Here is a 10,508-nt window from a genome sequence, read left to right as displayed (position 1 = left end):
GGGGGTCGAGGCCGACATGGCTCTCCAGAACAGTGAACGTTAGAACAGTGAACGAACTTTCGCACACTGTACTAATCTTAGAACAGCGTTCGCAAGCCGGTAGGCTGGAGATCCGCCACTGCCCGAAGGATCCCGATGCCCCGCAACCCCGACCCCATCGCCGATTCGGTCTGGATGCGCCCGGCCGCGCCGCGGCGGGGCAGGCCGCAGCTGAGCCGCGACGAGATCGTGGGCGCGGCCGTCGGACTCCTCGACGCCGAGGGCCTGGACGGGCTGAGCATGCGCCGGCTCGGCGCGACGATCGGCGCCGGGGCCACGTCCCTCTACTTCTACGTCGCCCACAAGGACGAGCTGCTCGAACTCGTCCTCGACGAGGTCATGGGCGAGATCGAGGTCCCGGACGCCGCCGCGGTGGGGTGGCGGGCCGCCGCCGGCGACTTCGCCCGTGGGATGCGGGCCGTGATCCTGCGCCACCCGTGGGTCATCGGGATCCTCGGCGTCCAGGCGAACATCGGGCCCAACTCGATGCGGGCGACCGACCGGGCGATCAGGGTGCTGACGGGGGTCGGGTTCCGAGGGCCCGAGGTCGCCTGGGCCAGCGGGGTCCTGATGTCGTACGCCATCGGCGCGGCCACGACCGAGGCGGCGTACCGCCGGATGACCGCGCACACCGGCATGACCGGGCACCAGATGATCGAGCGGCTGGAACCCTACGTCGAGCGCATCGGCTCCGAGTACCCGCACTTCCTCGCCTGGTGGAAGGAGAACCGCGACCTCGACGTGGAGCAGTACCAGGACGAGAGCTTCGAGTTCGGGCTGGCGCGGCTGCTCGACGGGCTGGAGGGCTGGTTCGCCAGGGGCGGTTCGGCCGGGGGCGGTAACTCGCCGAAGTCTTGAGAGGAGACACGCGATGTCGTATCCGGAGGCCCGCTACCACGGTGAAGGCGGCGAGAACAGCGGGGTGCTCCGCCCCGGGGACACCGGTCCCGATCTGGTCATCGGCGCGAGCGACTCCGACCGCGTCCACACCGGGACGCGTGTGCACTACCTGGGGACGGGCGGCTCCACCAACGGGGCGTTCGGCCTCTACCGATGGGAGATGGGGACGCGGCCGTCCGGCCCGTCCCCGCACTTCCACCGGACGATCACCGAGTCGTTCTACATCCTGTCCGGCACGGTCAGGCTCTACGACGGTAAGGGCTGGACGGACGCCTCGCCGGGCGACTTCCTGTTCGTCCCCGAGGGCGGCGTGCACGCGTTCCGCAACGAGTCGGGCGAGCCCGCCGCGATGCTGCTGCTCTTCACACCCGGCGCGCCCCGCGAGGGCTACTTCGAGGAGCTCGCCGACATCGCGGAGACCGGACGCACGCTCACGGGCGAGGAGTGGACGGAGCTGTACCGGCGCCACGACCAGTACATGGTGTGAACGAGCGGACGGATCCGCCGGGGCACTCTACGCGCCGCGCGCCCGAGCCGGGAGGGCGCGGGCCGGCCGGTCCGGGGTGCGGGCGGCCTCGGCCGTGGCGGTGGCGATGCGGACAAAGGCGGCGAGGGCCGGGGAGCGGGACTCCCGCGGCCAGGCCAGTGCGAGGGTGAGCGGCGGCAGGTCGGTGACCGTCCGGTAGGCGATGTCGGGCCGCGGGTGGCGCCGCACGAGCGAGGCGGGCGGGAACCAGACGAGGCGGCCCAGCTCGACCAGGTTGAAGATCTGCGCCAGGTCCAGGCGCCTGGGCGCGATTCCCTCCACGCCCGGACGGCCGGAGTCCTGCGGCCATCCGCCGCCGGGAGCGTCACCGGCCGGACGGCCCTCCTGATCGGCGGGGGTGCCGTCGGGGAGGACCCGGCCGGACAGGTCGGCCAGGCGCAGGAACGGGCGGGCGGCCAGCGGGTCGGCCGCCGCCAGCGCCACCAGGCGGGGCTCGGTCAGCAGCGATTCGACGTCCAGACCGCGCACATCGAAGGGCTCGCCGGAGGGAGCGGGCAGCAGCGCGACGTCCGCGCGGCCGTCGCGCAGCGCCGGGAGCTGCTCGTCGCGCCCGCCCAGCACCAGCCTCACGGGCAGCGCGTCCGCCTCGCCCTCGTAGGCGGCGAGGATCTGCGGGAGCAGCCCGCCGTCGTAGTCGGCCTTGAGCGCCAGGCGCAGCCCGGGTTCGGGCTGCCCGGCGCGCCGGGCCCGGCGGGCGGCCGCCGCCACCGCGTCCAGGGCGGTCCGGGCGTCGCGGAGCAGGACCTGCCCGGCGGGGGCGAGGGCGACCCGGCGCGTGGTGCGCTCCAGCAGCCGCACGCCCAGCTGCCGTTCCAGGTCCCGGATCGCCCGGGACAGCGGCGGCTGCGCCATGCCCAGCCGCTCGGCGGCCCGTCCGAAGTGCAGTTCCTCGGCGACGGCCACGAAATACCGGAGCTGCCGGACCTCCAGGTCGTTCATACCCACAGGGTATCAATGGCGCCCGAATCGGTCCTTCAGGTTCGGCCGGCTGCGGCGTTGACTGACGGTATCTCCGCACACCTATTCTTCGGGAGCTTCAATGATCGTTGTCACCGCGCCCACCGGCCAGATCGGACGGCGGGTCGTCCAGCACCTCCTGCACGCCGTCGCGCCCGTCCGCGTGATCGTGCGGGACCCCGCGCGGTTGCCCGCCGGGGTGCGCGAGCATGTCGAGGTCGTCGAAGGCTCGCACGGCGACCGCGAGGTGGTCGACAAGGCGTTCGCCGGTGCCGAGTCCGTCTTCTGGCTGGTGCCGCCGGACCCGCGGGCCGCCGGACCCGACGCGGCCTACAGCGGCTTCAGCCGGCCCGCGTGCGCGGCCTTCCGGGAGCAGGGCGTCAGGCGCGTGGTCGGCGTGTCGGCCCTCGGCCGCGGAACCCCGGTGGCCGCGGACGCCGGGCACGTGACGGCGGCGCTGGCCTTGGACGATCTGATCGCGAGCACGGGCGTGGGCTACCGGGCGCTGGCGCTGCCCTCGTTCATGGACAACATGCTGCGCCAGGCCGAGCTGATCAGAGAGCAGGGGATGTTCGTCTCGTGCGGCCCCGGCGACCGCAGGTTGCCGGCCTGCGCCACCCGCGACATCGCCGCGGCCGCCGCGGACCTGCTGCTGGACGGCTCCTGGAGCGGCGTCGAGGAGGTCCCGCTGCTCGGCCCCGAGGACCTGTCGCCGGACGACATGGCGCACATCATGTCCGAGGTGCTGGGGCGTCCGGTCCGCCACCAGCAGGTGCCGGTCGAGGAGTTCCGGGCGGGACTGCTCCGGTCGGGGATGTCCGAGGCCGTGAGCCAGGGCCTGGTGGAGATGTTCCTGGCCAAGGACGCGGGCCTGGACGACGGCGTGGCGCGCACTCCGCAGAACAGCACCCACACCACCTTCCGCCAGTGGTGCGAAGAAGAGTTGAAGCCCGTCGTCCTCGCATAGAGCGGCGGAGCGGCGGGCGGTAGAGCGGCGACGGTGGAGTGGGGCGGGCGGCCTGCCTTTGGGAGATGCCACAGTAGGTCGGCAGGCCGCCCGGTCTCTGGGTCAGTGGCCGAAGGCCAGCATGACCAGTCCCTTGTCACTCGGGTAGCGGGTGAAGGTGTCACCGGTCAGGACGTAGACCATCCCGTTGGAGACGACCGCGCCGCCCCCGCCGGCGAGGGCCGCGCCGCGTCCGACGCCGCCGTTGACGGTCTGGACGTCGGCGATCGTGTCGTAGGCCCACAGGACCTTGCCGTCCGCCGCGGAGTAGGCCCGCAGCTTGCCGTCCGTGCTGCCCTCCCACACGAGGCCCGGCGTGGACGTCACCGCGGGCGGGTGGCCGAGACGGCAGACGTTCGGGTACTGCGCCGCGCCTCCGGTAGTGCAGCCGTCGGCCGGGTTGGGCGTGTTCCAGATGATGTGGCCGTTGGCCGGGTCGATCGCGAACAGCGTGCCCGGGTTCGCCATGTACGTCGCGACGTACAGGCGCTGCCCGTCGTAGCTCTGCCCCCACTGGACGCCGGTCAGCCCGCCGCCGGGCTGCGGCTTGGACAGCTGCCGCTGCCACACGATCTCGCCGGTCTTGGCGTCGAGGACGTGGTAGACGCCGGCCTTCTGGCCGATGCCGACCAGCCGCCTGCCGTCCGCGGCGAACAGGTTGGGAGCCGAGCCCAGGTCGAAGTCCAGCGCGGTGCCGTCAGGCAGGTTCGGGCAGTACTTCTGGTCCTCGGGCGAGGGGCTGGAGCATTCGCGCCGCCAGGTGTCGACGTCGGTCATCTTGCGCGTCCACCGGGCCTTGCCGTTCTCGGTGTCCAGGGCGAGCACCGAGTCGTAGTTGCCCGCGCTCCCCGTGTAGTTCTGGCCGGTGCCGACATAAAGCGTCTGCGTGGCGGGGTCGATCGCCGGGGTGCTCCACACTCCCGCACCGGACGGGGCGTACCTGGGAACACCGTTGGGCCACGTCCCGTCTTGCTTCGGCTCCGGGGTGGTGTAGTAGCGCCAGTCCAGCTTGCCGGTCTTGGCGTTCAGGGCGTCCACATGACCGCGGAACGTGCAGCAGGCGTGTTCCTTGCCCATGATGTTCTCGCCGCTGGACACGCCGACGTAGACCCGTCCGCCGTACACGATCGGCGAGCTGGTCACGGTCGCGCTGGCGTGGGCGTCGAGCCGCTCGGCCCAGGCGAGCTTCCCGGTGGCCTGGTCCACGGCGTAGAGGTAGCCGCGGGTGTCGCCGAAGTAGACCTTGCCACCGGACACGGCGGCCCCGTCCCGCACCACCGTGAACCCGGTGCCGACGGTCGACAGGTCGAACTCCCACTTGGCGGCGCCGGTCTTGGCGTCACGCGCGTAGTACTTGCCGTCCGCGCCGCCGAAGTAGATCGTGTCTCCGACGACGGCGGGCTGGCTGTGCCCCCCGAAACCGCCCTTGGGGAAGCCGAACGCCCATTTCAGCTTGAGCCCGCCCACGTTCGCGGCGGTGATCTGGCGTTCCTGCGGGTTGTGGCGCGAGCCGAGGAGGTCCTTCTGCCAGGACGGCCAGTCCCCGGTCTTCGGGCCCCCGGAGGCGCCCGTCCCGCTCGACGCCACCACCAGGCATGCCGCGCCGACCGCGGCGAGCACGGCGGCGGGCCGCCGCAGGCGGCCCCGTCTCATCGGATCCATCGTCGAACTTCCTTCCGGTTCATGAAGAGCGGCGCCGGGTCATAAGGGACCGGGCCGGGCACCGCGGACAAGCCGGTCGCGGAGCGCGCCGGTGTTGCGGCGGCTCACCGCCAGCCGCACGCCGCCGACGCGGAGCGTGCACCGGCCGGATTCGAGGACCATCTCCTCGACGTGCGCGAGCGCGACCAGGTGCGACCGGTGGATGCGGACGAAGCCGGCGTCGCCCCATGCCTCCTCCAGCGCCGCCAGCGACACGCGGACGAGATGGCTGCCCGTGCGGGTGTAGAGCCGCGCGTAGTCGCCGTGGGCCTCGGCGTACCGCACGTCCGAGCGCCGGACGAAGCGGATGACGCCGCCCAGCCCGGCCGGGATCACGTCGTCGCCCACCGGCACGTCGCGGGACGAGGCCGCCCGGCGGCCCCGGCCGCGTCCGGCCGGGGCCGTCCCGGACGCGGTCCGCCCGGTAGGAGGTGCCCCGGCCGTCGTCCGCCCGGCAGGGGCCGTCGGGGACGAGGGTTTCCGCCCGGACGCGGTCCGCCCGGCCGGGGCCATTCCGGCCGGCGGCGTTCCTGGCGGAGTCCGCCCGGCCGGGGCTGTGCCGGCGGCGGGACGCCCCGCCGAACCCCTTGCGGCTGAGGCCCGCCCGGCCGGAGCCATACCGGCCGGAACCCGGCCGGGCGAACGGTCTGGGGCCGCGGTCTCGGACCGGGACCGCAGGAGGCGTGCGAGCTCGCCGAGCGCGCCCGCCAGTTCGGGAGTCGCGGACAGGTGCCGCGCGGCGCGGGCCGCCGCCTCGGCGTCGAGCCCGCCGCGCAGGGCGTCCGCGGCCCGCGCGACGTCGGCCGGAACGCCGCCTCGCGTCCCGCCGGTCCGGCCGCTCCGCGCCCTATCGGTCCGGCCGCTCCGCGCCATGTCGGCCGCGCGGCGCCGTGCCACGTCATGGGCGGCGCGGCGCCGCGCGGCCGCCCTCACCGCGATGTCCACGGCGGCGAACCCGCAGAGGCAGGCGACCACGACCACTGTGGCTTGCATGCGCACATGGAATCCATGAGTTCACCGGCGATCAAGAGGTTGATACGACATCTGGCAGGTAGGGCAAATAGGGCGACATTGGACGACAATTCAGGAGCGTCCGCGATGGAACGGGGTGTGCTCGTTCCAGAAGGCGCAGTGGTGCTGCCTGGAGATCTCCCTGGTCAGCTGACTGTCGCCGGCCGGGACGAGCGACATCACGTCGGGGTCGGTCGGGGTGAACCGCGGCCAGTACGGCGTGCCGTCCACGGTCGGGTTCCCGGTGCGCGCGAACCCCGTCCACTGGGCGGTCAGCTGCACGCCGAACGCCTTCTGGTTGGCGGTCAGCTCCGGGGAGTTGGGGAACGGCGACAGGAACGGGCTCTCGCTGATGTGGTACGAGCCGTTCGGCTTCGTCTTGTCCAGGAAGAACATCGGCGGCGCGTCCGCGTTGTCGGTCTGGTACGCGAACACCGGGATGCGGCGGGCGAGCCGCTCGTCGTTGAGCAGGGCCGGGCAGACGGAGTTGGAGTCCGCGACGATCGTGCGGTAGGCGATGAACGCCGACGGGTCGGGGTACCGGGCGAGCGGGTAGCGCTTGAAGACCTCGGGGGCGAGCGTCCCGTACTGCTCCCGCACGAACGCCTCGTACTCCGCGGCGGTGTTGGCGGCCCTGAGCTGGGTCTCGTCCCGGTCGACACCGTGCATCAGCGCGACGTCGTTGACCTTCCCTGCGGCGAACGCCTGGCCGGGCGACATGGGCAGCACCTTGCCGTCCACGACCGGTCCCTGCGTGCCCCTGTCGGGCCCGATCCCGTTACCGGCCTGCTCCAGGAGCTTCTGCACCGGGACGGCGCGCAGGCATGCCGCCGCGTCGGCGGCGTCCTTACAGCCCAGGGCGGACGCGAAGCGCGCGCCCGCGGCACTGGCCTGCTCCTCGGTGGGCAGCACGGCCTTGCAGTCCTGCGGCTGCCACTGGGTGTCGACGCCCCGCAGCGAGTTGTACTCGCCGCTCTGCGCGATGCCCCTGTGGAACAGCCCCTTGGCCGTAGGCGACGCGGTGTGGGCGCACACGCTCGACCCGCCCGCGGACGCTCCGAAGATGGTCACGTTGTTCGGATCGCCGCCGAAGCGCGCGATGTTCTTCTGGACCCAGCGCAGGGCGGCCTGCTGGTCCTGGATCGCGTAGTTCCCGGCGTTCTTCCCGAACGCCTGGTGCGCCAGGAAGCCGATGATCCCGAGCCGGTAGCCGACCCCGACGTGCAGGACGCCGCCGTTCTTGACCAGGTGCGTCCCATCGGACGGGCCGCCCAGCCTGAACCCGCCGCCGTGCAGCTCCACCATCACCGGCAGCGGCTTGTCGGACTTCTCCGGCGCCACGATGTGGACCTTCAGGCAGTCCTCGTTGGTCGAGCCGGGTCCGAGCCCCTGCGGCTGCGGGCAGGGGTTGCCCCGCTCCGTCGCCTGGATCGGGGCGGTCCACTGCGCGGCCGGCTCGGGCGGCGCCCAGCGCCGCGCGCCGACGGGCGGCGCCGCGTACGGGACGCCGAGCCACGTCTTGACGCCGCCGGCGATCGTGCCGCACACCGGTCCTCGGTCCGTCTGCACGGTCGTCCCGTCCGTGCACGCCGGAGCCGCTTTCAGGACGGCCCCGCCCGCGGCGGAGGGCACCGCGAACGCCATCGCGGCGCCGAGCGACACGACCGAACCGACCACGAACCGTCTTCTCTTCGCTTTCATGCTGAACGTCCTTCACAGGCCGACAACAGGGGCTCGAAGGTAAGCCGCCATGGCCGCCTCCGGGCAGGACACCCGCGCCCGATGCGGAGAGCGGCACCAACAGGTCGCCAACCGGCGACACCCAGTCGCCAAACGGGCGCCCGCCGAAGGCGGTCAGCGGCCGCTCCCGAGACCGGACGGTCGCCCGGCGGGAGATCCACTGACTCAGTGTCACCGATTCGCTGCACACCGCATCGTCGTAGCGCACCATAGAGGTATGCCGGTCGACTATCGCGCTCCCAACATCAACGCCCGAAGGCTCGGTCTGCTGCTCCGGCAGATCCGCGAGACGCTCGAACTGTCCTACGACGAGGCGGCCGTGCAACTGTGCTGCGACGCCAACTGGCTGATCCGCGTGGAGACGGGCTTCGAGCGGCTCACGCCCGACCGCGCCCGCGAGGTCCTGGACTTCTACGGCGTGCCGCCGCACCGGATGCGCACCGCCGTGATCGACCTGGCGTCCCGCCCGTCCGGGCCGCCCTGGCTCGCCGCGCACGCCGGACGGCTGAAGGCGCTCGTCCGCGACCTGTACACGCTGGAATCCGAGGCGACGGTCATCCACACCTACGGCATCGCCGTGGTGCCGGAGCTGGTGCGCTCGGAGCCCTATGCCCGCATCGGCTTCGAGCACCACGTGCCGCAGGTGGACGCCGACGAGGAGTGGGACCTGCTCGCCAGCCGGCAGCGGCACCGCCCCGGCGGGGTCCCGCGCGTCCTCGACGTGATCGTCTGCGAGTCCGCGCTGACGGGCGGGCCGCCCGAGATCAGGCGCGGCCAGTGCGACCACCTGCTCGGCCTGTCCGAGGACGGGCACACGACCGTCCGCGTCGTCCCCGCCGGCGTCGGGGCGCACGCCGGCCTGCACGGCTCCTTCGACGTGCTGGAGTTCCCGGCCATGGACGACCGGATCTCGGTCGTGCACACCGCGCTCGGCATCGACCTGGCCCGCTGCGATCTGACCCGCACCTGGGAGCGCATCGAGGAGGTCGCCCTCTCCCCCGGCCCGAGCCGCGAAATGATCGAGAAGGTCATGCGCGACTGATCGCCTCGGCCCGGCGCGTGAAAAAGGGTGCGTCCTGATGCGGCCAGGACGACAACTAAAGGCCCCCGGCAGACGACCAATATGATCGTCCCCCCGTGTTTCCCCGTCCGGGTTTCCCCGGAATCATCGTCTACTGTGCAGTATTACTCGCTCGGCCGCCCCGATCGCCTTCACATCGTCAGAAGCACTGCTCCATAATTGATGGAACGCACATCCGCCCGGACACACGGGGACGATGAGCACGGCGCCGGACGGAGCGGTTAATGGACCTTTCTCGCAGACCATCGAACGCCCTCGCGGCATTGATCTTCTGCTGTCTGGCGGCGCTCTGCGGGATCATGGCGGTGGCCTGGGAAGAGTCCCCCAAAGCCGAGGCCGGGACCACCGTCCCTCCGGCTCCGGAGCCGGGGGCGGCCTCACCGGAGACCGTGGCGTGGGCGACCGTCGCCGCCGACCCGCCGGGCGATCCGGCGCAAGGCCGCCCGAACCAGCAGTGGCTGGATGTGGTCAACAGCCGCGACTGCGAGGCCATGCCCAGCCTGACCGTCAAGGGCGACGCCCCCGGGCAGGTCGTCTACGGAGGGCTCGCCCAGGCATGCCTCGCGGTCACCCGGAACCAGGCCGGCGCCTGGGGCCAGGCGGCGCACGCGCTCGCGAACGTACAAAAAGCTCCCGCTTCCTGTACCGACGACTTCGCCTATCGCCTTCTTCGCGACCTGGTGCTCGCGCATCTGCGGCAACCGGACCGCCAACCGGTCGTCACCAGCCCGAAGAACCCGCACGTCTGCTGACGCGCCATCGATATGCGGGGTCCGAAGCCCGAGAGGAACAAAGGGTGCTGGATTTCGGCGGCCGTGAACGCGCCTTCCCCTTCTACGTGGTATGCGACGTGTCGCAGACCATGTGGGATCCACGATTCCACAACTCCGCACGCATTCCGCTCGAAGTGCTCTCCGACGCGGTGCCCGAACTGCTGTTCCGGGTCCAGACCGAGCAGATGATCAGTGACGCCGCGCTCGTCAGCGTGATCGCCTTTTCGAGCACGGCGGAGGTCCTGCTGCCGCTGAGCCGTCCGCGCGACGTCTACGACCTGAAGGCGTTCGACAAGGGCGACCAGACCGACTACGCGAGTGTCTTCACGCTGCTGCGCCACCGCATCGAGGAGGACTGCGAGCGCCTGTCCTCCGCCTACGACCTGAAGCAGCCCGCCGTGTTCTTCCTCACCGACGGCATCCCGTACGTCGGCAGGGCGAACCAGCCCGAGAGCGCCTGGCTGCCGCCCCGCGACCGGCTCGTGGCCCCCGACTTCGCGTACCGGCCGCAGTTGGTGGCCTTCGGGTTCGGGCAGGCGCAGCGGCGGGTGCTGTGCAAGGTGGCGACCGAGCAGGGCAAGCGGCGGCTGGCCTTCATCGCCGCCGGGTCGATGGACGTCAGCCGGGTCCTCGACGCGCTCATGGAGACGCTGTTCATCAGCATCTCCTCGTCCGTCTCCAAAGGGGAGCTGTCGATCCGCGTCCCCGAGGGCATGGACTGGGCCTGCGGGCCCTCGAACGGCTGACGGCCGG

Annotated in this window: 10 protein-coding genes; 6 read left to right on the top strand and 4 right to left on the bottom strand. The window is 72.0% G+C overall.

The features are described 5' to 3' along the window. The first annotated feature begins 135 nt into the window (after positions 1-135). On the top strand, positions 136-897 hold the full coding sequence (locus tag E1298_RS06670) for a TetR/AcrR family transcriptional regulator (RefSeq protein ID WP_131890028.1): 762 nt from the start codon (positions 136-138) through the stop codon (positions 895-897). A gap of 13 nt (positions 898-910) precedes the next feature. Further along, positions 911-1,426 carry a cupin domain-containing protein gene (locus E1298_RS06665; RefSeq protein ID WP_131890026.1) on the top strand — a complete coding sequence of 172 codons (516 nt, stop codon included), beginning with the start codon at positions 911-913 and terminating at the stop codon, positions 1,424-1,426. A gap of 27 nt (positions 1,427-1,453) precedes the next feature. Here the strand turns inward: E1298_RS06665 and E1298_RS06660 are convergent, their stop codons facing one another. Beyond that, positions 1,454-2,425 carry a LysR family transcriptional regulator gene (locus E1298_RS06660; RefSeq protein ID WP_131890024.1) on the bottom strand — a complete coding sequence of 324 codons (972 nt, stop codon included), beginning with the start codon at positions 2,423-2,425 and terminating at the stop codon, positions 1,454-1,456. A gap of 100 nt (positions 2,426-2,525) precedes the next feature. Here E1298_RS06660 and E1298_RS06655 point away from each other — a divergent pair, with 100 nt between their 5' ends. After that, positions 2,526-3,410, top strand: a complete 885-nt coding sequence (locus tag E1298_RS06655; RefSeq protein ID WP_131890022.1) for an NmrA family NAD(P)-binding protein — start codon at positions 2,526-2,528, stop codon at positions 3,408-3,410. A gap of 102 nt (positions 3,411-3,512) precedes the next feature. Here E1298_RS06655 and E1298_RS06650 read toward each other — a convergent pair whose 3' ends face one another. From E1298_RS06650 to E1298_RS06640, 3 genes are all read right to left on the bottom strand, one after another. After that, on the bottom strand, positions 3,513-5,102 hold the full coding sequence (locus E1298_RS06650; RefSeq protein WP_131890020.1) for an outer membrane protein assembly factor BamB family protein: 1,590 nt from the start codon (positions 5,100-5,102) through the stop codon (positions 3,513-3,515). A 48-nt stretch (positions 5,103-5,150) separates the two neighbouring features. Then, the gene (locus tag E1298_RS50205) at positions 5,151-6,143 is read right to left on the bottom strand and encodes a LytR/AlgR family response regulator transcription factor (protein ID WP_243725420.1); all 993 of its coding nucleotides are present in this window, start codon (positions 6,141-6,143) and stop codon (positions 5,151-5,153) included. A gap of 90 nt (positions 6,144-6,233) precedes the next feature. Further along, positions 6,234-7,862 carry a carboxylesterase/lipase family protein gene (locus E1298_RS06640; RefSeq protein ID WP_131890018.1) on the bottom strand — a complete coding sequence of 543 codons (1,629 nt, stop codon included), beginning with the start codon at positions 7,860-7,862 and terminating at the stop codon, positions 6,234-6,236. Between the two features lie 256 nt (positions 7,863-8,118). Between E1298_RS06640 and E1298_RS06635 the strand changes: the two genes are divergently transcribed. From E1298_RS06635 to E1298_RS06625, 3 genes are all read left to right on the top strand, one after another. Further along, complete coding sequence (locus tag E1298_RS06635) at positions 8,119-8,943, top strand: helix-turn-helix domain-containing protein (RefSeq protein ID WP_165975336.1); 825 nt, start codon at positions 8,119-8,121, stop codon at positions 8,941-8,943. A 263-nt stretch (positions 8,944-9,206) separates the two neighbouring features. Next, positions 9,207-9,734: a hypothetical protein gene (locus E1298_RS06630; RefSeq protein ID WP_131890014.1), complete on the top strand. Its 528-nt coding sequence runs from the start codon at positions 9,207-9,209 to the stop codon at positions 9,732-9,734. Positions 9,735-9,778: 44 nt separating this feature from the next. Beyond that, a complete protein-coding gene (locus E1298_RS06625) occupies positions 9,779-10,501 on the top strand; it encodes a vWA domain-containing protein (RefSeq protein ID WP_131890012.1) in 723 nt (240 codons plus the stop codon). Positions 10,502-10,508: the final 7 nt, after the last annotated feature.

The organism is Actinomadura rubrisoli, from assembly GCF_004349215.1.
Taxonomy (GTDB): domain Bacteria; phylum Actinomycetota; class Actinomycetes; order Streptosporangiales; family Streptosporangiaceae; genus Spirillospora; species Spirillospora rubrisoli.
The sequence above is the reverse complement of the archived record's forward strand: the minus strand, read 5'-3'. Positions and strand labels throughout refer to the sequence as shown.

What these genes read in the sequence shown, in the direction of transcription:
- E1298_RS06670 (WP_131890028.1), top strand. Translation starts at nt 136, where the DNA reads ATGCCCCGCAACCCCGACCCCATCGCCGATTCGGTCTGGATGCGCCCG.
- E1298_RS06665 (WP_131890026.1), top strand. Translation starts at nt 911, where the DNA reads ATGTCGTATCCGGAGGCCCGCTACCACGGTGAAGGCGGCGAGAACAGC.
- E1298_RS06660 (WP_131890024.1), bottom strand. Translation starts at nt 2,425, where the DNA reads ATGAACGACCTGGAGGTCCGGCAGCTCCGGTATTTCGTGGCCGTCGCC.
- E1298_RS06655 (WP_131890022.1), top strand. Translation starts at nt 2,526, where the DNA reads ATGATCGTTGTCACCGCGCCCACCGGCCAGATCGGACGGCGGGTCGTC.
- E1298_RS06650 (WP_131890020.1), bottom strand. Translation starts at nt 5,102, where the DNA reads ATGAGACGGGGCCGCCTGCGGCGGCCCGCCGCCGTGCTCGCCGCGGTC.
- E1298_RS50205 (WP_243725420.1), bottom strand. Translation starts at nt 6,143, where the DNA reads ATGCAAGCCACAGTGGTCGTGGTCGCCTGCCTCTGCGGGTTCGCCGCC.
- E1298_RS06640 (WP_131890018.1), bottom strand. Translation starts at nt 7,862, where the DNA reads ATGAAAGCGAAGAGAAGACGGTTCGTGGTCGGTTCGGTCGTGTCGCTC.
- E1298_RS06635 (WP_165975336.1), top strand. Translation starts at nt 8,119, where the DNA reads ATGCCGGTCGACTATCGCGCTCCCAACATCAACGCCCGAAGGCTCGGT.
- E1298_RS06630 (WP_131890014.1), top strand. Translation starts at nt 9,207, where the DNA reads ATGGACCTTTCTCGCAGACCATCGAACGCCCTCGCGGCATTGATCTTC.